The following is a 24,659-nucleotide window of genomic DNA, read 5'->3' as shown; positions in this document are numbered from 1 at the left end:
TGAAATAGGAATCATAGAGTTTTCTTTTTATTCAACTGTAACTGATTTAGCTAGGTTACGTGGTTTATCAACATCACAACCTTTAAGACCAGCTGCATAGTAAGCAATCAGTTGTAAAGGTACAGCAACTAAAACAGATTGTAAGATTGGATCAACGTCAGGTAAGATATATGTTTCTTTAACATTTCCTACTTCTTGTCCATCAATTGTAAATAAGATAACATTAGCACCACGAGCAATTGTTTCTTGAATGTTAGAAATTGTTTTAGCAGCAATATTTGGTTGTGTTGCTACAGCAATCACTAAACTTCCTTGTTCAATTAATGCAATTGGACCATGTTTTAACTCACCTGCAATATAGGCATCAGCATGGACATATGAAACTTCTTTTAATTTTAAAGCTCCTTCTAAAACAGTAGCATAATCTAAACTTCTACCAATATAATAAGTATCTTTTAAATCTTTTAAATAAGATGCATAATGTTCAAATGTTTTTTCATCTTTTAAGATGTTTTCAATATGTTGAGGTAATGAAGCAATACCTTCAATAATACGTTTATAATCTTCGTTTTCATTTCCTAAAGCTTGAGAAATATACATACCAAGTAATAATAAGACAATTAATTGTGTTGTATAAGCTTTTGTTGAAGCAACAGCAATTTCAGGACCAGCACATGTATAAATTGTATGATCAGCTTCACGAGAAATAGATGATCCTAAAACGTTTGCAACTGCAATTGTTGTACAGCCTTTTTCTTTAGCTAAACGTAAAGCAGCCATTGTATCAGCTGTTTCTCCTGATTGAGAAACAAAGACACACATTGTTTTTTCATCAACGATAGGATCACAATATCTAAATTCACTGGCAACTTGAGTAAAAGTAGGGATTCCTGTTAATCTTTCTAAAATATTTGCTCCTGAAAGACAAGCGTGATAAGCAGTTCCACAAGCAACAAAGTAAGCTTTGTTGAAAGTTTTGAATTTATCATGAATGGCATCAAGTTCAGGTAAAATGATACGATCTGTTCCTTCAACACGTCCTCTTAAAGTTTCAGCAATAGCATATGGTTGTTCATGAATTTCTTTTAACATGAATGTATCATATCCACCTTTTTGAGCAGCTTCATTATCATAAGGAATAGTAGTGATTTCTTTTTCGATAGGATTTCCGTATTGATCAAAGAAAGAAACATTTCCTTTATTTAAAATAGCGATTTCATAATCTTCTAAGAAATAAACATCTTTTGTATAATCTAAAATAGCTGGAATATCACTGGCAGCGACAGAAGCATCAGCTGTTTTTCCAATAACTAATGGACTGTCTTTTTTAGCGATAAAGACTTTATCAGGCTCAATTGTTGAAACAATACATAAAGCATAGCTTCCTTCAATTCTTGTAATAACTCTTTCTAATGCTTTTTGTAAATTTTTTTCTTTTTTATAGTAATAATCCATCATATGAACAACAACTTCACTATCTGTTTCAGAATGAAATTGATATCCTTGTAAAATTAAGATTTCTTTAAGTTCTCTATAATTTTCAATAATTCCATTATGAACTAAAGAAATAGTCTCATCATTATTAGTATGAGGATGAGAGTTTAAATTTGATGGGATTCCATGAGTAGCCCATCTAGTATGACCAATCCCAACATGACCTAAAACATTTTCATCTTTTAATAAATCTTTTAAATTTTGAAGACGGCCTTTAGCTTTTTTTGTAAATAAATGGTTTCCTTCAATTGTTGTAATACCCGCTGAATCATATCCACGGTATTCTAGTTTTTCTAGCCCTTGAAGTAAGAATGGTAGGGCTTCTTTGTTTGCACTAATGGCAGTAATTCCACACATAAAAAATCCTCCTTTATATATTTATATGTGTGGTTATAAAAAAGAGGATACCAGATGAATTTGTTTTACAATCACTTGTAGTTTTTGTTCATCGTTTAGGTAGTATCATACCTCTAGACCATCCGCCGAATTTTTCGATAAGTCTAGTCCTCGTCAACTGCAATGCAGTCCTGGCGCTCTATTTTCAAATCTCATTTTATAACCGCATCTATTATATAGAGTACTTATTTATAAATCAACTACAAATTTTTTAAAAAAAGAAGAAAAAATGATTTTTTTTGGCGATATAATAATGGAGGTATTTTTATGGAAAATAAAAAAAGTGAGATGTCTGTAGAATATAATATGGACGAAATGAAAAAATCATTAAAAAATTTGAAAGAAACAGAATGCTATGATGTAGAAAAGTATACCTATTCTTTATTGCATCAAACAAGACAATTAGAGTATTTTTATTGTCAATTAGTTGAAGAAGAGAATCCAGAACCTGATCAAACTTATTATCATGTTTCTCGTCGACCTATGGTTCACCAAATGGCCTATTTTAACATTGGTAGAGGATTCCCTAAAGAATTGATGGATGGGCATTGGTGCTACGTTTTAAAAGATTTTGGGTCGAAAATGCTCGTTATTCCCTGTACATCTATTAAAGAAGATTCGCCAGAAGCAACTGAATATGAATTAGATATTCGTGCAAAAATAAGAAAATATCCAATAAGGAGTCGTATGCAGTTGAGTGATATGCGTGTTGTTGATCTTCAAAGATTAGATATTAGAAAAAGATTTTGCAATGTAATTACGGATAAAAAAGAAATAGAAAATCACATAAAACATATTATTTTTGATGAAGATGATGAATATTAAAAGGTCTCACGAGGAGACCTTTCTTTTATCTTATAAATTTAACAATCTCTTAGTATCTCTAGCGATAACTAATTCTTCGTTTGTTGGAATAACGTAAACTTTAACTTTACTATTTGGCGTAGAAATTAAACGATCACCTTTACCATTAACGTTTGCATCATCATCAATTTCAATACCTAAAGCTTCAGCTAATAAATTACAAATTTCTTTTCTTGCAAAGAATGAGTTTTCTCCAATACCTGCTGTAAAGCAAATAGCATCAACTCCACCTAAAGCAATGAAGTAACGACCGATATAAGCAATAACTCTTCTAAAGAAAATATCTAAGGCAAGTTGCGCTCTTTCATTACCGTTGGCAGCAGCTTCTTGTACATCTCTAAAGTCACTTGATACACCAGAAACACCAAGTAATCCAGATTCTTTATTAAGCATCTTGATGACTTCTTTCATATCTAAACCAACTTCTTCGATTAAATAATCGATAACTGAAGGATCAACATCTCCAGAACGTGTTCCCATCATAATACCAGCAAGAGGTGTAAATCCCATAGATGTATTGATTGATTTACCATCTTTAACAGCAGTTAAAGAACCACCAGCTCCAAGGTGAGCAACGATAATACGTGAGTGTTTAGGGTTTCCCATCATTTCACGACAACGAGATGAAACATAGAAATGGCTTGTTCCATGAGCACCGTATTTACGTACTTTGTTTTCTACATAATATTTGTAAGGAATTGGATAAATATAACTTTTTGGTTCTAATGTTTGATGGAAAGCTGTATCAAATACAGCAACAGCTCCAGCATTAGGAATTGCTTCTTTAAAAGCATAATATCCAGTTAAGTGAGCAGGGTTGTGTAAAGGTGCTAATGATTTTAATTCATCAATTTTAGCAACTACATCATCATCAATGATTACTGATTGATCAAAATAAGCTCCACCTTGAACTACACGATGACCTACACCTTTGATTTCGTCTAAATCTTTAACAATTTCTTTTTTGATTAAAGTGTCTAATAAAAGTTGAACAGCAACTTTATGGTTTTCGATTGGTAAAGTTGTGACATCTTTTTCTCCATTATACTTAATAGTAAAAATAGAATCTTCTAAACCAATTCTTTCAATAACACCAGAAGTAATAACAGTTTCATCATCCATTTCAAATAATTGGAATTTTAAAGATGAACTTCCAGCGTTTACGGAAATAATTTTTGACATAACATTCAAGTCCTCCTTATTAATACTTTTCCATTATAACACCGACAAGGAAGAAAAAACTATAAAAAGATTGAAAAAAAGAAGAGATTGATTTATAGTAAGACTTGCCAGGGGCGCAAAATGCTGAGAAAGGTTAAAACCTTGTCCCTTATAATCTGAACTAGGTAATGCTAGCGTAGAGAGTGCAAAATAGTTTATTTGCCTTTTTGCGTATGTAAAAAGGTTTTTATTTTGCCTCATTTAAAGGAGGATGACTATGGAAGTTAAATTAACTACGAAGAATATGGCTTATATGGCAATGTTTGCGGCAATGCAAGTTGTTTTAGAATATTGCACAAAATTTTATGAGATGCCAAAAGGTGGTAACTGTGCTTTTTCGCTTGTTGCAATTATTTTATGTGGCTATTTGATGAATTGGGGTTACAGTTTGATTGTTTCACTTGTTTGTTTAGGTCTACATTTTGCTTTAGGACTTGCAACATTTTATGGTCCTTTATCGGTAATCTTTGATTATTTATTACCAATGGTTTTAATTGGACTTACACCACTTATTCCTTTATTAAAGGTGGGTAAGTATGAACTACCTGTTGGAATTATCGTAATGGGTGTTTTAAAAACGATTTGTCATTTGATTTCAGGATGGTATGCTTTCCAAACACCATTACAAGCAAACTTAACTTATAACTTACCTTATAATATTGCAACAATCATTGCTTGCTTTATTTTGTTTGTGATTTTATATCCAAGGCTTAAAAAAGCAGTTCATTTATAAGACTCGTTTCGAGTCTTTTTTTCTTTGAAAGAAAGATGAATTTGTGTATAATGTAAATGTTAATAAGGAGTCGTTTGGTGTGGAAGATATTGTAGGAAAGAAAATCTTAATACATGGATATAAACATAATGGTAAAATACATAGATGTTGGTCAAAGGGACTTGTTTTGCAAGAAACGGATGATCATTACATTGTTATTAATAATCGGACATTGGTGACAGAATCAGATGGCAGAATGTGGCATACACGTGAACCTGCTATTTGGTATATGCCCAAACATAAATGGTACAATGTCATTTGTATGATTAGAAAAACTGGAGTGTATTATTATAGTAATATTGCTTCACCAACTTTATATGATGGAGAGGCTTTAAAATATATTGATTATGATTTAGATTTAAAAGTATTTCCAGATGGAAACTATCGTATTTTAGATCAAGAAGAATATCGTCAACATGCTCGTGAAATGGGCTATAGTGATGAATTAGACAAAATTTTAAAGAAACAACTAGATGTTTTGATTGATTTAGCAGTAAAAAAGGGAGGACCATTTGATCAGAATTTTACTAAGAAATGGTATAGTTTTTATCAAGATTTAAAAGAGGGTTATTATGGAAAAAGTGATTACTATAAATAATAGAGATGAAACATTAGCTTTTGGTGAATATTTAGGAAAATTACTAAAACCGCATATGTTATTGACACTTAATGGTGATTTGGGTGCAGGCAAAACAACCTTTACTAAAGGAATAGGAAAGGGTTTAGGAATTAAAAGAATTATTAATTCACCAACTTTTACAATTTTAAAACAATATCAAGGAAATTATCAATTATCTCATTTTGATGCTTATCGTTTAGAAGGACAAAGTGAAGATTTAGGCTTTGAAGAAATTTTTGATAGTGATGATATTTGTGTGGTTGAGTGGCCAGAATTTTTAGAAGATATTTTACCTCAAGAACGTTTAGCAATGACGATAAAAAGAATCGATGATGATCATAGAGAATTTATTTTAAAACCAATTGGTAAAAAATACGAAGAACTTGTAAAGGAGATTGAATATGAAAACAATTGTCATGGATAGTGCTAATAAGTATTTAGTAGTAGCTTTATATGAAAATCAAAAATGTTTAGCTTCTTTACAAGAAGAAGGAAATCGAAAGCAATCTGAGTATGCAATCGTTTATTTACAAAAGTTATTACAAGAAAATTATTTAAAAATGAGCGATTTTGATGAAATGGTCATTACTATTGGACCGGGTTCTTATACCGGTGTACGTGTTGCTTTAACGATTGCGAAAACATTAAATGCAACGATGAATATTAAGGTAAAAACTGTTTCTTCTTTAAAGGCGATGGCAGGAATGAAAAAAGCTATTTCTATTTTAGATGCAAGAAGCCATAAATTATTTCTAGGAATTTACAATGAAGGAAAGGTTATTGTTGATGATTGTTTAATAAATATTGATGAATTTGAAAATTATCAAAAACAATATAGTGATTATGAAATTGTTGGTGATACACATTTAGTAGGAATACCTGAAAAAGAAGTGGATCTTGCCGATCATATTTATGCACTTTCTACTTTAGAAAAAGAAATAGAAAATGTTGATGGTCTTGTTCCAAGATATATTAAGGAAGTTGAGGCTAAAAAAATATGTCAATAAGAGAAATGAAAGTTGATGATTTAAAAAGAATTGTAGAATTAGAAAAAGATCTTTTTTTATCACCATGGAATGAAGAAGATTTTATACATGAATTAAAAGAGAATCCTATGGCGGGTTATTATATTCTTGAAAAAGAAAATCAAATTATTGGATACATAGGATTATGGTTTTTAGGTGATCAATGTCAAATTACAACAATTGCGACAGATCGACATTTTCAAGGACAAGGGTGTGCAAGCCAACTGATGGAATACGCTCTTGAAAAAAGTGAAGAATTACATTATCAAAATGTTAATTTAGAAGTACGTGTTTCAAATGTAAAAGCAATTGCTTTGTATCAAAAATTTGGGTTTAAAAATGTTGCTGTTAGAAAAAGATACTATAGCAATGGTGAAGATGCGTATTTAATGATCAAGGAATTGGAGGGATAGAGATGTCATTATTACTAGCAATTGAATCAAGTTGTGATGAAATGGCGATGGCTGTCTTAAAAGATCAAAGAGAATTTTTGAGTAGTGTCGTGGCAAGTCAAATCGACATACATGCAATGTATGGTGGTGTTGTCCCTGAAATTGCCAGCCGTAAGCATGTTGAATGTGTATCTGTTGTTTTAAAAGAAACGTTAAAACAAGCAAATATAAAAATGGAAGACCTTGATGCTATTTGTGTAACAAAAGGTCCAGGACTTGTTGGCTCTTTACATATTGGTTTACAAGTTGCTAAAACACTTTCTTTGGCTTATGATAAACCATTAATTGGGGTTCACCATATTGCAGGGCATATCTATGCAAATAATTATGAAAAAGATATTGTTTATCCAGCACTATGTCTTGTAGTCAGTGGTGGGCATACAGAGCTTGTCTTGATGAAACATCCTTATTCTTTTGAAGTGATTGGTGAAACTTTAGATGATGCTGTTGGAGAAGCATATGATAAAGTGGGAAGAGTTTTAAATTTACCTTATCCTGGAGGGCCTGTTTTAGATAAGATGGCACATTTAGGAAAGGCAAGTTATGCTTTACCTAAACCGTTGGATGATGATAGTTATAATTTTAGTTTTAGTGGGTTAAAATCAGCGGTTATTAATTTAGCACATAATCATAAACAAAAAGGATTAGAAATCAATCAAAATGATTTAGCAACATCTTTTCAAAATGTTGTTGTTGATGTTTTGGTCGATAAAACGATTCGAGCGGCTAAAGAATATGGTGTTAAAGAAATTATGTTAGCTGGTGGGGTTTCTGCTAATAGGGGTTTAAGAGAAAAGATGAAAGAGCAAGTTGCCATGTTAGAAGACGTACAATTGTCTCTTCCACCAATGAAATGTTGTACAGATAATGCAATGATGATTGCTTTAGCAGGAAAAGTTATGTATGATAATAATAAGTTTAGTGATTTATCGCTTGGCATTAAACCACATCTTGATTTAGAATTAGAATCAATAGGAGGGGATTAGTGTGGAGAAAAAAATATCAAAAGCGACAATGTCCCGTTTTCCTGTTTATTTAAAAGCGCTTAGAAAAATACAACATGAAGGAAAAGAAACATGTTTATCGAGTGAATTGTTTGAAATTACAGGAATACAAGATACAACAATTAGGCGTGATTTTACATATTTATCAAAAACGGATAATTTTGGTAGACGTGGAAGAGGCTATGATGTTAAACATCTTATAGATGGTTTAAGTGAAGTTTTAGGTTTAGGATTAGATGAACCTATTATTTTAATTGGGGTTGGTAATTTAGGAAGTGCCATTTTAAAATATAATCGTTGGCAATATACAGTAGGTAAGATTGTTTGTGGTTATGATATGGATAAAAATAAAGAAGGGGAAAGATTTGGTGTGAAAATTTGTCATATTGACAAGTTGGAAGAAACTTTTCCAAGTGATTGTAAAATTGCTATTTTGGCGATTTCAGAAAATGTTCAAGAAACAGTGGATCGTTTAATGAAATTAGGCATTAAAGGAATTGTAGATTTTACGCATAGTCATTTTATGGTTCAAGAAGGCGTTGAAGTCCAAACAGTAGATGTTGTGGTAGCTATTCAAGAATTAGTAATTAAAATGAAATCAAATGATCAAGAATAGGGAGAGAAAAATGTTTGAATTTATTACAGTAAGAGAATTATATGAATTATATATCAATGATAGAAATCAATTAGATGGTATTGAATATGTTGAATTACAAGGATGGATCCGTACAAATAGAAATAGTGGGAAAGTCGGATTTTTAGCTTTAAATGATGGAACATATTTTAAAAATGTACAAGTTGTTTATTTAGATGAAATTATTGATAATTATGAAGAAGCTTCTCATATTTCTACAGGAAGTGCTGTTAAAGTAACTGGTAAATTAAAATTAACACCAGATGGAAAACAACCTTTTGAAATTGAAGCAACACATTTAGTGGTTGAAGGAACTTGTGATGAAGATTTCCCATTACAAAAGAAAAGACATTCTTTTGAATACATGAGAGAAATTCCTCACTTAAGACCAAGAGCAAATACTTTTTATGCAATCTTTAGATTAAGATCTGTTTTATCGATGGCTATTCATGAATTCTTCCAAAACCAAGGATTCGTTTATGTCCATACACCAATCATTACTTCAAATGATGGTGAAGGTGCTGGAGAAATGTTTAGAGCAACAACAATCGATGATACTGAATTTGATAAAGATTTCTTTGGAAAAGAAGCTTATCTTACAGTTACAGGACAATTACATGTTGAAGCTTTTGCTTTAACATATCGTGATGTTTATACATTTGGACCTGCCTTTAGAGCGGAAAATTCAAATACTTCAAGACATGCTAGTGAATTCTGGATGATTGAACCTGAAATTGCTTTTGCTGACTTAGAAGATGATATGGATTTAATTGAAGATATGGTTAAATACTGTATTGATTATGTCTTAGATAATGCACCAGAAGAAATGAAATTCTTTGAAAGCATGATTGATAAAGAATGTATCAAACGTATCAAAGCAGTTAGAGATAGTGATTTTAAACGTATGACTTATACAGAAGCAATCGATTATTTATTAAAAGCAGATGTTAAATTTGAAAATAAAGTAGAATGGGGTATGGATTTAAATTCAGAACACGAACGTTATATCTGTGAAAAAATTGTTGGTGGACCAGTATTTTTAACAGATTACCCTAAAGAAATCAAAGCATTTTATATGCGTTTAAATGATGATGGTAAAACAGTAGCTGCTTGTGATTTACTTGTTCCAGGAATTGGTGAACTTGTTGGTGGATCACAACGTGAAGAAAGATATGATGTCTTAGAAAAAATTATGGATGAAAAAGGAATGGCCAAAGAAGGATTACAATGGTACATGGATCTACGTCGTTTTGGTGGATGTAAACATGCTGGATTTGGTTTAGGATTCGATCGTTTCTTAATGTATTTAACAGGTATGCAAAATATTAGAGATGTTGAACCATTCCCAAGAACTCCAAGAAATTTAAAATTCTAAAAGCCTATTCGTTAGGCTTTTTTTTGTGTATAATATGTGGGAGGTGACACACATGAATGAATATGATTTGATGAATCTCTATTTTAATTTTATTTTTAAAGACGGTAATAAGTCATTTAGGTATGTGTATGCAAGTTATGAACAACTTGTAGAATTTAAAAATTGGTTAACAAAACAAAATATAAAATTTCCATTTGTACATCAAATTCAAAAAAATGAATGTGAGTTACTTTTTAGAAGTAAAAACTTTGAAACCTATGATACGGCTTTTAAAACAAGTTATGCACATGATTTTCATAAATATATAGCAAAGGAAAAAGAAAAATATCAAGTCATTTTATTATTGGGAATCGATCAGCAATTCTTTGAAAATTTTGATAATAGTTATAATCATGACTTGATGCGCGTTTTTCGTATAAAAAAGGCATTGAAAGAAGATATCTCTTTATATGGACCTTTTCATCTGTTTTTAAATGCTCTTTATCAAATAGATCGTTGGCCGGGTGTTTTTATATTTAAAGGAGAGCAAAGTGTTTTTTATCCTGTAAAAAACATAGAGGAAGTAAAAGAATGTTTTAGACTAATAGAAACAAATAAGATTTTTGAAAAGAAATGTCAAACAAATGAAGATCAATATTTTATACAACTAAGCGATCTTCATTTAGGAACAAAGAAAACAGACAATGGACTTATTGTATTACAGGATAGTCTAGATGAACTTTATCATATGCTTCCTCATGATCATCAACTTAAATTTTTGATTACGGGTGATCTAATGAATTCGCCTAATCGTAAAAATATGTATGCAGCCTCTCATTTTATGAATCGTTTAAAAAGGAAATATCATAGTGATGTAACGTTTGTTTTAGGAAATCATGACGTCATTGTTTATGGCTTGAATCTTTTAAAAAAACAAAAGACAAAAGTGGTAGCTTATTTGCTAGGAGAAAATATTAAAGTTTATCCGGATGTTAAAATGATTGTGATCAAAATAGATTCTACTTCTCAAGGAAATCTAGCAAGGGGAATGGTTGGGCAAAGACTTTTACAAGAAATTGAAGATGAGTTATTATCTATTAATCATTTAGAGGATTATACTTTGATTGCTATGATGCACCATCATTTGATGCCACTTAGAAAAGATGATTTTTTGAAAATAAAATGGAATGAAAAACTATTCATGGGAAAAATTGCTGACTCGACAAAAGCCCTTGTGGATGCTCAAGATGTAATGTATTGGTTAGAAAAACATCATGTACGTTATATTTTCCATGGACACAAGCATATTCCTTGTGTTGTAAAAAAAGGAAATACGTATATTATGGCAGGAGGTTCTTCTTGTGGAGGAGGTACCAGAGAAAGAAAAAGCAGTTATTTAAGTTATAATTTATTGAAATATAATCGTAAAGATCAAGTGTTTAAGTATTGTTTTGTATTCTATGATGATCTTACAAAACAAGAAAGACATCGTGTAAAAATAAAATTATTTATGGAGGATCAAAATGAAGTTAGTAGATAAGATGAAAGATGAAAATTTAGGACTTGCAATCCTATATAACTTTACAAAAGGGTATGGGCATGTTCCAATGAGTGTTTATGATGTGGTTTTACCATTTCTTTATCATGATGGTTTTAGAAATCATTTATTTGAAGGGGTTGAAGTAGAAGAAGCCCTTACTAAATGTGTTCAAGAGGATGCTTCTTTTATTCAAAATATATTAGATACAATTGAAAAAGATAAAGAAATGACATCAAGAGCATTAGGAATTTGTCTTTTAAATAAATATTTAAGTTTTGAATTTGAAGATAATGAAATGAAAGGGATTTATCATGAAAGCTCTATTTTAGATATTAATGAAGCAATCAATTTAGGAAAATTCTTTTCAGGAAAATCTTATGAAGATATTTTAAATATTTTAAAAAAAAAGAGTTCTAGCGTTGTCTTTTTAGATAGTGTTTGTTTAGGAGATGATGTTGATCTTTCTAAGTTGAATCAATTTGGACAAGTAACGATTTATAAACAAAGTAATCCAGAAGAAGTCATTGAACGTATTAAAGAAGCAGATATCATTATTACGAATAAATGTTTACTTACCGAAGAAGTCTTACAATATGCTTCGAAAGTAAAACTTATTTGTATTACAGCAACAGGTGTCAATAATGTTGATTTAGGTTATTGTCATCGTCGTGGTATTACGGTATGCAATGTGGCAGGGTATTCTTCTTTAAGTGTTGCGCAACATACTTTTGCTTTAGCTTTAGAACTTTTACATAAAAATAGTTATTATCATCATTATGTTCAAAGTGGTCAATATAGTGAAAGTGGTATGTTTAGTTATATTGGACCTCGTTTTTATGAATTACATGAAAAAACATGGGGTATTATTGGTATGGGAAATATTGGACGTACGGTTGCAAAAATTGCTGAAGCTTTTGGCTGCCAAGTTCAGTATTATTCAACAAGTGGAAATAATACGAAGCAAGATTATCTCTCAGTTGATTTAGAAACATTATTAAAAACAAGTGATATTGTTTCTATTCATTGTCCTTTAAATGAACAAACTAAAGGATTAATTGGTGAAGAATCATTTAAGTTAATGAAAAAAGAAGCTATTTTAATTAATGTAGGACGTGGTGGTATTGTTGATGAAGAAGCACTGGTTGAAGCTTTACAAAATAATGAAATTGCCGGGGCAGGACTCGATGTTTTTGAAAGAGAACCACTTGCAAAAGAGAGTCCTTTACTACAAATTAATGATGCTTCAAAACTTTTAATGACACCTCATATTGCATGGGCAACAGTAGAAGCAAGAAATCGTTTGTTTGATTTAGTCGTTGATAATATTCAAGGTTTTTTAAAGGGTGATTTAAAGAATGTATGTTAATGCATTCTTTTTTTTGCAATTTAAAATGAATTATGTTATACTCGAAAAACTTGAGGAGAAAATGAATGAACAAATTTGAAAAATTAGGATTAAGTGAAGAATTATTAAAATCAATCAATGAATTAGGTTTTGAAAAACCAACACCTATTCAAGAAAATATTATCCCTGTTATTTTGGAAGGCTATGATGTCATTGGACAAGCACAAACAGGAACAGGAAAAACTTTGGCGTTTTCAAGTATTTTACTTACAAATTTAAAAGAAAGAAAAAAGAAACCACAGGCGTATATTTTATCACCAACAAGAGAACTTACCATGCAAATTCATGAAGAATTAAAAAAACTTGGAAAATACAGTTCTTTACGTTTTGCTTGTGTATATGGTGGTAGTGGTATTGAAAAACAAATTAAATCGATTAAAAAAGGTGTTGATATTGTCGTAGGAACACCGGGAAGAATGATGGATTTAATGAGACGTAAAGTCCTTCAACTAGATGAAGTTTCTTACGTGGTTTTAGATGAAGCTGATGAAATGTTGAATATGGGATTTGTAGAAGATATTGAAACGATTATTTCTAAGACAAATCCAGAACATACAACGATGTTGTTTTCTGCAACAATGCCAGAAGGTATTAAAAAAATTGCGAAAAATTATATGAAACCAGATTATAAGCATATTCAAGTTAAACAAAAAACAGTGACAGCTAACACAGTTAAACAATATTACTTTGAAGTTAAACAAAAAGACCGTTTTGAAACATTATGCCGTATTATTGATAGTGAAACGGTACAATCAGGAATTATTTTCTGTCGTACTAAAAGAAGCGTTGATGAAGTAACGGAACAAATGCAAAAGGCTAACTATAATGTAGAAGCAATGCATGGTGATTTAAATCAAGATCATCGTATGCGAACTTTAAAGAAATTCAAAGAGGGAACAATTCATTATTTAATTGCCACAGATGTTGCCGCTAGAGGGATTGATGTAGAAAATATTAGCCATGTTATTAATTATGAATTACCTCAAGAAGTAGATCTTTATGTACATCGTATTGGTCGTACAGGTCGTGCGAATCGTGAAGGAAAAGCCTATACAATTGTTGTAGGAAAAGAAGAACGCTATTTAAAAGAGATTGAAAGAAAAACAAAATCTCATATTGAAAAATTAGAAGTACCAACATTAACACAAATTCACCAACATAAAGTAACAGAATTAATGTATAAATTAGAAGATATGATTTTACATGGAGAACATAAACCAATGAAAGATTTGGTAAATCAAATTGAAAATCATATGTTAAAAGATGTAACGGCAGCTTTAATAGAATTATCTTTAAATCAACAGATTGGTTTTCCTTATACGAAAGAAAAACTTGAATCTTCATCAAAACGTAAAAAAGGTGCAAGTGAAGGTTATACACGTTTATTTTTAACGGTAGGATCTATGGATAAAGCAAAGAAAAAAGATATTATTCATTTCTTGGTCTCAAAGGCAAATATTAGAGAAAGTGATATTCAAGGAATTGATATTAAAAGAAAGTTTACGTTTGTAAATATTAATGATAAAGCTGTAAAAAAAGTGATGAGACATTGTCAAAAAGAAAAATTAAATGGACGAAAAGTAGAAATAGAGCAAGCAAATAGCCGTTAGGCTGTTTCTTGTTCAATTTTTTTTAAAAAATTAAAGGCGATAGAATCAACATAATTAATAAAAATTATGAAAGCGGTATCAATTTACACTTGAATGTAAGGGCTATCATGTGTATAATTATATTAGTTGATTAATTAGGAGGATTGATTGAAATGAAACAATATGTTTACTCATTCAAAGAAGGAAATAAAGATATGAGAGTCATCCTTGGAGGTAAAGGTGCAAACTTAGCTGAAATGACAAGCATTGGTTTACCTGTTCCACAAGGATTTACTGTATCAACAGAAGCTTGTACTGCTTATTATGAAGATGGAAAACAAATTTCGCCTGAAATTTGTGCGCAAATTGATAATAAATTAGCTGAATTAGAAGCTGAAACTGGAAAAAAATTAGGAGATCCAACAAATCCATTGTTAGTATCTGTTCGTTCTGGAGCAAGAGAATCAATGCCAGGTATGATGGATACTGTTTTAAACTTAGGTTTAAATGATGAAGTAGCTACTGGGTTTACTAAAATTACAAATAATGAAAGATTCGTATATGATAGTTATAGAAGATTCATTCAAATGTTCGCAGATGTTGTTATGGGATTCCCAAAAAGCTCATTTGAAAGAAAATTTGATGATATCAAAGAAGAAAAAGGAGTTGAATTTGATACAGATTTAACTGCTGAAGATTTAAAAGAAGTTGTTGCTATTTATAAAGAAGAATACAAAAAACATGCGGGAGTTGAATTCCCACAAGATCCAAAAGTTCAATTAATGGAAGCTATCAAAGCTGTATTCCGTTCATGGAACAATGATCGTGCAATCACTTATAGACGTTTAAATGATATTCCTGGTTCATGGGGAACTGCTGTAAACGTTCAACAAATGGTTTATGGTAATACAGGAGATACTTCTGGTACAGGTGTTGCCTTCACTCGTAACCCTGCAACTGGTGAAAAGAAATTATTCGGTGAATACTTAATGAATGCACAAGGTGAAGACGTTGTTGCTGGTATTCGTACACCTCAACCAATTGCAACATTAAATGATGTTATGCCAGAATGCTATGAACAATTCTGTAAAGTATGTGACATTCTTGAAGAACATTATAGAGATATGCAAGATATGGAATTTACTATTGAAAATGGTAAATTGTTCATGTTACAAACTCGTAATGGTAAAAGAACTGCACAAGCTGCTTTAAAAATTGCAGTTGATTTAGTAAATGAAGGAATGATTACTAAAGAACAAGCCTTATTAAAAGTAGAACCAAGACAATTAGATCAATTATTACATCCAAACTTTGAAGAAACTTCATTGAAATGTGCTCAAGTTGTAGCTACAGGATTAGCTGCTTCTCCAGGTGCTGCAACAGGACGTATTTATTTCACTGCAGAAGATGTTATTGAAGCTCATAAAAATGGTGTTCAAGATATCTTATTAGTTCGTCTTGAAACTTCACCAGAAGATATCGAAGGTATGAATATTGCTCATGGTATCTTAACTATCCGTGGTGGTATGACATCACATGCAGCTGTAGTTGCTCGTGGTATGGGTACTTGCTGTGTGTGTGGATGTGGAAGCTTAAGAGTTGATGAAGAAGCTAAAGTATTAATGACACCAGATGGTAAAAAATATCATGAAGGTGACTATATGTCATTAGATGGAAGTACAGGTAATGTTTATGGTGAAAGAATCAAAACTGTAGAACCTGAAATCAGTGGTGACTTTGAAACATTCATGTCATGGGCTGATGATGTACGTACATTAAAAGTTAGAACAAATGCTGATACTCCAAGAGATGCTTTACAAGCTCGTAAATTTGGGGCAGAAGGTATTGGTTTGTGTAGAACAGAACATATGTTCTTCGAAGAAGAAAGAATTTTCAACTTCAGACGTATGATTACTGCTGAAACAGTAGAAGCAAGAAAAGAAGCATTAGAAAAAATCTTACCATATCAAAGATCTGACTTTAAAGAATTATTTAAAGCAATGGAAATCTATCCAGTAACAATTCGTTTCTTGGATCCACCTTTACATGAATTCTTACCTCATACAGATGAAGAAATCAGACCTTTAGCTGAAAGTTTAGGTATGACATTTGATGCGTTAAAAGCACGTGTTGAATCATTAAAAGAATTCAACCCAATGATGGGTCATCGTGGATGCCGTTTAGCAGTAACTTATCCAGAAATTGCTGAAATGCAAACAAGAGCTGTTATTGAAGCTGCAATTGCTGTTAATAAAGAAGGACAAAACGTTGTTCCTGAAATTATGATTCCATTAGTTGGAGATATTAAAGAATTAAAATATGTTAAAGATGTCGTATGTAAAACGGCTGATGCAATTATCGAAGAAGCAGGTGTTGAATTACCATATAAAGTTGGTACAATGATTGAAATTCCTCGTGCTGCATTAACTGCAGATGAAATCGCAAAAGAAGCTGAATTCTTCTCATTTGGTACAAATGACTTAACTCAAATGACTTATGGATTCTCTCGTGATGATGCTGCTAAATTCTTAAATGAATATTATACTAAGAACATCTTTGAATCTGATCCATTTGCTCACATTGATGAAAATGGTGTTGGACAATTAATGCAAATTGCTATTAATAAAGCTAAACCAGTTCGTCCAGATATTAAACTAGGTATCTGTGGTGAACATGGTGGAGATCCTAGAACTGTTGAATTCTGTCATAGAATTGGTTTAACTTATGTTTCATGTTCTCCATACCGTGTACCATTAGCACGTTTAGCTGCTGCTCAAGCTGCTGTTAAAGAAAAAATGGGTAAATAGTTTATAAGGAGGGTAGTGAAAACTACTCTCTTTTTATTTGTGTGAAATTCAATTATTGAAGTTTTCTTTTTTTAGTGAAATAATAAAAATTAGGAGATGATAAAATGACGTATGAAGAAATGATAGAAGATGAAACTTTTATTGAGGGAATGCAAACACGTATCATATCTGATCAAGAAATGGATACTATGTATATTCCGGATGTTGAATATATGAATATTGATGGAATCAGGCGTGTTTTACAAATATTAGTACCTCGTAAAAGGGTGATGGAAAATGAAAAATATCCACTAATTGTCTATGTTCAAGGGTCTGCTTGGCATAAACAAAATGTTTATCAACATGTAGGACAACTTAATTATTTATGTAAACAAGGTTTTGTTGTAGCTATTGTACAATATCGTGAAAGTGATTTAGTGCCTTTTCCAGCACAAATAGAAGATACTAAAACAGCAATTCGTTTTTTAAGAAAACATCACGAAGAATATTTTATTGATGAACAAAATGTTTTTTTATTTGGTGATTCATCGGGTGGACATGTAGCTTTAGTAAGTGGACTTACAAGTAAATTACCATTATTTAACAGTAATTTATATTCTGAATATTCTAATGAAGTACGTGCTATTATTGATTTTTATGGTGTGGTTGATATTACGATGGAAGATGGCTTCCCAACAACAGAAAATCATCAACAACCCGATAGTCCAGAGGGATATTTAATTGGAAGAAAAAATGTTTTAGAATATTTAGATATCGCTCGCCAAACAAGTCCAATGACATATTTAGATGGTGATATTCCACCTATTTTAATTGCTCATGGAACAAAGGATCGTTTAGTAGCGTTTAAACAAAGTGTTAAACTTTATAAGGCTTTAAAAGATAAAAATAAAGAAGTTATTTTTTATCGTATGAAAGGGGCAGATCATGGTGGACCTATGTTCTTTTGTGAAGAAATGCTTGATGAAGTAATTAAATTTATAAAAAAGAGCGTAGCTCATGATTAATAAATAGGAATATGGTAAAATATTATTATTAGAGGAAAGAATATTTTAAAAAATATTGATAAACAAAAAGTATTAAAATTAAAATAAGAAGTTGCTTATCAAAAAGGACAAGTTGTTTCTAAAACATTAGCACAAAATGAAGCGTTAAGTGTAACTTTTTTTCTTTTGATAAAGGAGAAGAAATTAGTTCTCATAAAAGTGGTGGAGATGCTTTTGTGACTTGTTTGGATGGTGAAGGAGAAATTACAATCGATAGTGTAAAATATATTTTACATGAAGGAGAATCAATTGTAATGCCTGCTGGGTTACCACATGCAGTCTATGGAAAAGAATAATTTGAAATGTTATTAGTTGTTGTCTTTTAATGATTGCTATGATGAAATATCATCATAGCTTTTTTTTATGTTAAGATTGGTCTATAATAATCATAAAGGTGAGTATTATGGAAAAAATAATGTTGAATTTAAATAGTTTGGCAACGATGTTATGTACATGTGATTTATATGCATATGATGAAGCTGCTTTAACAAGTGACGAGTGGTTGGAAGTCGAAAAAAATTTAAAAGTTCATGGGTTAAATGGTCCCGGCAGTCTTTTTGGGTTAAATAGTGATGAATTAATGGACATATTAGATATTTCTGAATATAGTGCATATAAAATTGTGCGACGAATGAAATCGATACAGTTTTTTTTAAAAAAATTGCATGAATATGAACAACAAGGAATTCGTATTATTACTAAATATGATGAAGAGTATCCTCAAAATCTAATCAAGAAAATGAAAAAGAGTGCACCCCTTTGCTTATTTATTGCAGGAACATTACCGGTGAAATTTGAAGGTATTTCTATTACGGGATTGCAAACAGTTTCTAAAAAAGAAAAAGGATATGTTAAACGACTTGTTGATAAGCTCAATAATGAAGATAAATGGTTAATTTCTAATGATTGTAAAGGAATTGATCAAGAGGCCTTTCATTATGGATTGCATCATCATAGTCAAATAATTTGCTTTGTTTGTGAAAATATGCTAAATAAAATACAAGAATATAAAAAGAGTATTAGAATGGGGAAGGTTGTTTTTTTAAGTGCTGTTGATCCTGCTAAAAGATTTACTGTTACTCATGCCATTGATAGAAATAGTTATGTATGTGCTTTGTCAATGTTTCAAATTGTTGTTTCAAGTAAAATAAATAGTGGTGCTACTTGGTTTACAATCATGCATAATATGCATCATAATTGGACTGTTTCATTGGTTCTTGATAATGATTGTTTTGGAAATCAAAGACTACTAGAAATGAAAACAGTACCGATTTATATAAAAAATATTGTTTCAGATACAAGTTTTGAGATGATTTATGAACTTAATAAAAAAGAAAATATAGAAGAAGTTAATATTGATCAAATGTCAATATTTGAATTTATAGGAGATACGAATGAATCGAGAATATAAAATATATAAAATTACTTACTTTTTGATGGCTGTGAATGTTATTACATATCTGTATACTTCGTTAAAATATGGTTTATCAATGTCCGCTATGCAAGGGATACAAGTTGGAGGTTTTAATCCTTTGTATGTTTATTACTATCATGAATATTACCGATTGATTACAGCTAATTTTATTCATTTTGGTTTAATGCATATTTTTTGTAATGTTTATTCTTTATATAATTTAGGAATGTTAATGGAAAAAATATTAAAAGAGAAAAAATATATTATCGTTATTGTAGTTTCGATGATTTCGACAACATTATTTTCTTATTTGTTATTTTTATTATTTAATATTGGTACAAATAGTGTGATGGGTGGTATTTCCGGTGTTGTTTTTGGACTTATTGGTTCGCTTTTAGCACTATCAGTTTTATATGGTGATGTGTATAGCTATTTGTTTAAACAAATTGTTTCTAGTGTTGTATTGATGCTTTTTATTTCGGTGGCTGTTCCTTCGATTTCTTTAGTGGGTCATTTGGGCGGAATGATTGGTGGATTTATTGCAACGTTTGTTTTAGAAAAGATAGATTCAAAAAAAGAAAGAATAATAAATTAGGGGGGATATAATGAATTTACAAGAAAAATACAATGAATATAAACAAAGGCAAGAGGCCAAAAAGTTTTTTAATCAAAATAATGATTATCATTTATCAATAAGTGATTATATAAAAATGTTTGTTGTTGGCACAGTAATTGCTATTTTTTCAACAATTGCTTTTGATTTTATTAGTTTACAAATAGGGTGGAGCTTTTCATATTTTGATATTTTAACAGGTTATTTTACAGGTTTTATTGTTTTAAAAATAGCGCGTTATGGAAGCGAAAAAGTTGGGATCATTTCAGTGATATGCTATCTACTTGGAACGCTGTTTACACCGATATTGACATATTATGCTTTTTGGGGTCAATCTCTTACTTTGGTGATGGCTATTCAATTAGCGATAGGACAGTTTAGCAATCTTTTTTCTTTAGTTTTTATAGCTATTGGAGCAATGACAGCGTATATAACAAGTAAAAATTAGTAGGACTATAAGGTCCTATTTTTTATTTTTGATAGAAATAGTAAGCGAATTCATGAATTCGTGTAGTCAAAATGTTTGGAAAGTAGTATAATAATAGAAGCAAAAGGAGGAATTTTTTAATTATGGCTAAGAAATATTTGTCAATGGATGGGAACCAAGCTGCTGCTCATGTTGCATATGCATTTTCTGAAGTAGCAAGTATCTATCCAATCACACCTTCATCTCCAATGGCTGAACATGCTGAAGCATGGGCTGCAAATGGAATGAAGAATATCTTTGGGTCTCCTGTGAATGTTATTGAAATGCAATCAGAAGCAGGTGCTGCAGGTGCAGTTCATGGGGCTTTACAAGGTGGTGCCCTAGCAACTACATTTACTGCATCTCAAGGATTGTTATTAATGATCCCAAACCTTTATAAAATTGTTGGTGAAAATTTACCAGGTGTATTCCATGTTGCTGCACGTGCTTTAGCAACTCGTTCACTTAATATCTTTGGGGATCATCAAGACGTGTATGCTTGTCGTCAAACAGGTATTCCAATGATTTGTTCACACTCAGTACAAGAAGTAATGGATTTAGGGGGAGTTGCTCACTTAACAGCAATTAAAGGGTCTGTTCCAGTAATGCACTTCTTTGATGGATTTAGAACATCTCATGAAATTCAAAAAGTAGAAGTTATGGATTATGATGTATTAGAAAGCTTATTAGATAAAGAAGCTTTAGCTAAATTTAAAGCAAATGCTTTAAATCCTCATACAAATCCAATTGAACGTGGGGGAGCTGAAAACGATGATATCTACTTCCAAGGTAGAGAAGCTCAAAATAAACATATCGATGCAGTTGTAGAAATCGCTGCTGATTACATGAAAAAAATTTCAGAAGTAACAGGTAGAGAATATGCACCATTTACTTATTATGGTGATCCAAATGCTGATAGAGTTATTATCGCTATGGGTTCTGTTACTGAAACAATTAAAGATACAATTGATGAAATGGCTAAATCTGGAGAAAAAGTTGGTTTAGTTAAAGTTCATTTATATCGTCCATTCTCAGCAAAATACTTGTTAAAAGTATTACCTGCTTCAGCTAAGAAAATTGCGGTATTAGATCGTACAAAAGAACCAGGATCTGCTGGTGAACCATTATACTTAGATGTATGCAGTGTTGTAAAAGATGCGGATGTTTTAATTGGTGGACGTTATGGTATGGGTTCTAAAGATACAAATCCTGCTCAAATTAAAGCTGTTTATGATCATTTGAATTCTGATAATCCATTCAATAGTTTTACTATTGGTATTGTTGATGATGTTACTCATTTATCATTACCAACTGAAGAATTTAATGTAACAGGTGACTATACAGAATGTCTATTCTATGGTTTAGGATCAGATGGTACTGTATCAGCTAATAAATCATCTATTAAAATTATTGGTGATCATACAGATTTATATTCTCAAGCTTACTTTGCTTATGATAGTAAAAAAGCAGGTGGAACAACTCGTTCTAACTTAAGATTTGGGGCTTCACCAATTCGTGCTACATATTATGTAAATAATGCAGACTTTATCTCATGCTCATTAGATAATTATGTATTAAAATATGATATGTTGAAAAACTTAAAGAAAAATGGTTCATTCTTATTAAATACAGAATTTTCTAAAGAAGAAGTTGCTGACTATTTACCAAATAGAGTGAAAAAACAATTAGCTACAAAGAATGCTAAATTCTATATTATTAATGCTAATAAGATTGCTATGGAAATTGGAATGGGACGTCGTACAAATACTATTTTACAATCTGCATTCTTTGCATTAAACCCACAAATTTTACCAATTGATAAAGCTGTTGAATATATGAAAGAAATGGCTAAAAAATCTTATAGTAAAAAAGGTGATGCCATTGTTCAATTAAACTACAAAGCAATTGATGCTGGTAAAGATGCAATTGAAGAAGTAACAGTTGATCCAAAATGGGCTGATTTAGAAATCCAAGAAACTAAGAAATTAACAGGTGATGATCATTTTGATAATTTCGTTTCTGTAATCAACGCATTAGATGGTAATGACTTACCAGTTTCAGCATTCATGGATAAATTAGATGGTTCTATGAAATCTGGAATGGCTTATATTGAAAAACGTGGAATTGCGACTATGGTTCCTCAATGGAATAAAGATGACTGTATCCAATGTAATAACTGTGTTATGGTTTGTCCTCATGCTACAATTCGTGCGTTCTTAATGACTGATGAAGAAATTGCTAATGCACCAGAAGATATCTCTAATGATGTTTTAAAACCTATGGGTAAAGGGGTTGACGGATTATCTTATAGAATTCAAGTTTCACCAGATAACTGTGTTGGATGCGGTTTATGTGTTGAACAATGTTTAGGAAATAAAAAAGGTGAAGCTTTAAAAATGGTTAATGTTCATGAAGAATTAGAACATGCTCCATTAGCTGATTATATCTATAAAGAAGTAGAATATCGTGATGATAAATATCCTACAACTACTGTAAAAGGTGTTGGATTCAAGAGACCATACTTTGAAGTATCTGGTGCTTGTCCAGGATGTGGAGAAACTCCATATTATAGATTAGCAACTCAATTATTTGGATCAGATATGATGATTGCAAATGCTACAGGATGTAGTTCGATTTATTCTGGTTCTACACCATCTACACCATTTACAACTGATAAAAATGGTCAAGGTCCAGCATGGTGTAACTCATTATTTGAAGATAATGCTGAATTTGGTTATGGTATGAAATTAGCTCAAAACTATAATGAAGCTCATATGATTCAAGTAATGGAAAATGCTAAAGATGCTTGTGAACCTGAATTAAAAGAAACTATTGAAAAATACTTATCTGTAAAAGGACAAAGAAGCGAAGAAAAAGCAATTGTTCCAGAATTATTAAAATTAGTTGAAGCATCTTCAAATGATGCGATTAAAGAAGTTTTAGATAATAAAGGTAACTTAGTTTCTAAATCTCAATGGATTGTTGGTGGAGATGGATGGGCTTATGACATCGGTTATGGTGGATTAGATCATGTTATCGCTAATAATGAAAATGTTAATATTTTAGTATTGGATACTGAAGTATATTCAAATACAGGTGGACAATCTTCTAAATCATCTCAAGCTGGTTCAATCGCTAAATTTACTGCTGGTGGTAAAACAGGAGCTAAGAAAGATTTAGCGCAAATTGCTATGGCTTATGGTCATGTTTATGTTGCACAAATTGCTATGGGTGCAAATCCTGCACAAACAATTAAAGCAATGAAAGAAGCTGAAAGCTATGATGGACCATCATTAATTATTGCTTATGCTCCATGTCAAGCACATGGTATTAAAGGTGGTTTAGCAAATCATCAAGCTGAACAAAAACGTGCAATTGATTGTGGATATTTCAACTTATTAAGATATGATCCAAGATTAGAAGAACAAGGAAAGAATCCATTACAATTAGATTCTAAGACTCCAAACTTTGATGGATTTAAAGATTACTTATTAGGTGAAAACAGATTCTCACAATTATTAAAAGTAAATCCAGAACATGCAGAACAATTAATGGCTAAATGTCAAGCTGATGCACAAAAACGCCGTGCTCGTCTAGAAAAAATGGCTCAATAGTTAAAATGAAATCCATTTGGTTAATTCCAAATGGATTTTTTTGTAGTTATTAAATATAAAATAATCGATTTTTAAAAGTAATAAATTTATTCTTTAGTATCTAAAATGCTCTATAAACACCAAATCATAAAAAAGCATCAAAAAAGATCAATGGAAAAAACGTTGATATAAAGGCAGAAAAAGAGGGGAATAGAGAAAAAGATAAAAAAATACAGAAAAAAAGCTTTACAAAAGGGAGAGGGGATGGTAATATAAATGGGCACTCGACGAGAGAGTCAAGTGAGAGGACATTGAAAACTGAACAGGAAAGAATAAAACACAACGTCAATTAAG

At 31.1% G+C, this 24,659-nt stretch carries 21 protein-coding genes and 1 riboswitch; of the genes, 19 read left to right on the top strand and 2 right to left on the bottom strand.

All coding sequences use genetic code 11. The features are described from left to right. Positions 1-27: 27 nt before the first annotated feature. Positions 28-1,851 carry a glutamine--fructose-6-phosphate transaminase (isomerizing) gene (gene glmS, locus Fi14EGH31_RS08985; RefSeq protein WP_022000910.1) on the bottom strand — a complete coding sequence of 608 codons (1,824 nt, stop codon included), beginning with the start codon at positions 1,849-1,851 and terminating at the stop codon, positions 28-30. Between the two features lie 306 nt (positions 1,852-2,157). On the opposite strand from glmS, the gene Fi14EGH31_RS08980 reads away from it, so the two are divergent. Then, positions 2,158-2,715, top strand: coding sequence for a hypothetical protein (locus Fi14EGH31_RS08980; RefSeq protein ID WP_227351855.1), 558 nt, complete (start codon positions 2,158-2,160; stop codon positions 2,713-2,715). 30 nt (positions 2,716-2,745) lie between these two features. Here Fi14EGH31_RS08980 and Fi14EGH31_RS08975 read toward each other — a convergent pair whose 3' ends face one another. Beyond that, the gene (locus Fi14EGH31_RS08975; RefSeq protein ID WP_022000908.1) at positions 2,746-3,936 is read right to left on the bottom strand and encodes an acetate/propionate family kinase; all 1,191 of its coding nucleotides are present in this window, start codon (positions 3,934-3,936) and stop codon (positions 2,746-2,748) included. A 99-nt stretch (positions 3,937-4,035) separates the two neighbouring features. Beyond that, a riboswitch (TPP riboswitch) is annotated at positions 4,036-4,136 on the top strand. Positions 4,137-4,192: 56 nt separating this feature from the next. On the opposite strand from Fi14EGH31_RS08975, the gene Fi14EGH31_RS08970 reads away from it, so the two are divergent. The 18 genes from Fi14EGH31_RS08970 to nifJ all read left to right on the top strand — a co-directional run bounded on the left by Fi14EGH31_RS08970 (position 4,193) and on the right by nifJ (position 24,326). Then, positions 4,193-4,708: an energy-coupled thiamine transporter ThiT gene (locus Fi14EGH31_RS08970; protein ID WP_022000907.1), complete on the top strand. Its 516-nt coding sequence runs from the start codon at positions 4,193-4,195 to the stop codon at positions 4,706-4,708. Positions 4,709-4,787: 79 nt separating this feature from the next. Next, on the top strand, positions 4,788-5,345 hold the full coding sequence (locus Fi14EGH31_RS08965; protein WP_022000906.1) for a DUF402 domain-containing protein: 558 nt from the start codon (positions 4,788-4,790) through the stop codon (positions 5,343-5,345). After that, a complete protein-coding gene (gene tsaE / locus Fi14EGH31_RS08960; RefSeq protein WP_022000905.1) occupies positions 5,320-5,790 on the top strand; it encodes a tRNA (adenosine(37)-N6)-threonylcarbamoyltransferase complex ATPase subunit type 1 TsaE in 471 nt (156 codons plus the stop codon). The genes Fi14EGH31_RS08965 and tsaE overlap by 26 nt, the downstream gene beginning before the upstream one ends. Next, positions 5,768-6,373, top strand: a complete 606-nt coding sequence (gene tsaB / locus Fi14EGH31_RS08955) for a tRNA (adenosine(37)-N6)-threonylcarbamoyltransferase complex dimerization subunit type 1 TsaB (protein WP_200764718.1) — start codon at positions 5,768-5,770, stop codon at positions 6,371-6,373. Before tsaE ends, tsaB begins: the two co-directional genes overlap by 23 nt. Further along, on the top strand, positions 6,364-6,804 hold the full coding sequence (gene rimI, locus Fi14EGH31_RS08950; protein WP_022000903.1) for a ribosomal protein S18-alanine N-acetyltransferase: 441 nt from the start codon (positions 6,364-6,366) through the stop codon (positions 6,802-6,804). Before tsaB ends, rimI begins: the two co-directional genes overlap by 10 nt. Positions 6,805-6,806: 2 nt before the next feature. Continuing rightward, positions 6,807-7,829 carry a tRNA (adenosine(37)-N6)-threonylcarbamoyltransferase complex transferase subunit TsaD gene (tsaD, locus tag Fi14EGH31_RS08945; protein ID WP_117346804.1) on the top strand — a complete coding sequence of 341 codons (1,023 nt, stop codon included), beginning with the start codon at positions 6,807-6,809 and terminating at the stop codon, positions 7,827-7,829. 1 nt (position 7,830) lies between these two features. After that, positions 7,831-8,463 (top strand): redox-sensing transcriptional repressor Rex, encoded by a 633-nt coding sequence (locus Fi14EGH31_RS08940; RefSeq protein WP_117575618.1) that lies wholly within the window; start codon positions 7,831-7,833, stop codon positions 8,461-8,463. A gap of 10 nt (positions 8,464-8,473) precedes the next feature. Then, positions 8,474-9,856 (top strand): asparagine--tRNA ligase, encoded by a 1,383-nt coding sequence (asnS, locus tag Fi14EGH31_RS08935; protein ID WP_117575620.1) that lies wholly within the window; start codon positions 8,474-8,476, stop codon positions 9,854-9,856. Between the two features lie 52 nt (positions 9,857-9,908). Then, entirely contained in the window at positions 9,909-11,375 is a 1,467-nt protein-coding gene (locus Fi14EGH31_RS08930) for a metallophosphoesterase family protein (protein ID WP_022000899.1), read from the top strand. After that, complete coding sequence (locus Fi14EGH31_RS08925) at positions 11,359-12,741, top strand: D-2-hydroxyacid dehydrogenase (protein WP_118473805.1); 1,383 nt, start codon at positions 11,359-11,361, stop codon at positions 12,739-12,741. Before Fi14EGH31_RS08930 ends, Fi14EGH31_RS08925 begins: the two co-directional genes overlap by 17 nt. A 65-nt stretch (positions 12,742-12,806) precedes the next feature. Further along, entirely contained in the window at positions 12,807-14,390 is a 1,584-nt protein-coding gene (locus Fi14EGH31_RS08920) for a DEAD/DEAH box helicase (RefSeq protein WP_022000897.1), read from the top strand. 152 nt (positions 14,391-14,542) lie between these two features. After that, positions 14,543-17,176: a pyruvate, phosphate dikinase gene (ppdK, locus tag Fi14EGH31_RS08915; RefSeq protein ID WP_022000896.1), complete on the top strand. Its 2,634-nt coding sequence runs from the start codon at positions 14,543-14,545 to the stop codon at positions 17,174-17,176. Between the two features lie 104 nt (positions 17,177-17,280). Continuing rightward, the gene (locus tag Fi14EGH31_RS08910; protein ID WP_200764717.1) at positions 17,281-18,180 is read left to right on the top strand and encodes an alpha/beta hydrolase; all 900 of its coding nucleotides are present in this window, start codon (positions 17,281-17,283) and stop codon (positions 18,178-18,180) included. Between the two features lie 215 nt (positions 18,181-18,395). Then, a complete protein-coding gene (locus Fi14EGH31_RS15370) occupies positions 18,396-18,515 on the top strand; it encodes a cupin domain-containing protein (protein ID WP_022000894.1) in 120 nt (39 codons plus the stop codon). 107 nt (positions 18,516-18,622) lie between these two features. Continuing rightward, positions 18,623-19,630: a DNA-processing protein DprA gene (locus tag Fi14EGH31_RS08900; RefSeq protein WP_022000893.1), complete on the top strand. Its 1,008-nt coding sequence runs from the start codon at positions 18,623-18,625 to the stop codon at positions 19,628-19,630. Then, a complete protein-coding gene (locus tag Fi14EGH31_RS08895; protein WP_107030322.1) occupies positions 19,614-20,228 on the top strand; it encodes a rhomboid family intramembrane serine protease in 615 nt (204 codons plus the stop codon). The genes Fi14EGH31_RS08900 and Fi14EGH31_RS08895 overlap by 17 nt, the downstream gene beginning before the upstream one ends. 10 nt (positions 20,229-20,238) lie before the next feature. Continuing rightward, positions 20,239-20,694: an MFS transporter gene (locus Fi14EGH31_RS08890; protein WP_022000891.1), complete on the top strand. Its 456-nt coding sequence runs from the start codon at positions 20,239-20,241 to the stop codon at positions 20,692-20,694. Between the two features lie 122 nt (positions 20,695-20,816). Next, positions 20,817-24,326, top strand: a complete 3,510-nt coding sequence (gene nifJ / locus Fi14EGH31_RS08885; RefSeq protein WP_200764716.1) for a pyruvate:ferredoxin (flavodoxin) oxidoreductase — start codon at positions 20,817-20,819, stop codon at positions 24,324-24,326. The last annotated feature ends 333 nt before the right edge of the window (positions 24,327-24,659 follow it).

It is taken from the genome of Faecalibacillus intestinalis (assembly GCF_015097455.1).
Lineage (GTDB): Bacteria > Bacillota_I > Bacilli_A > Erysipelotrichales > Coprobacillaceae > Faecalibacillus > Faecalibacillus intestinalis.
The sequence above is the reverse complement of the archived record's forward strand: the minus strand, read 5'-3'. Positions and strand labels throughout refer to the sequence as shown.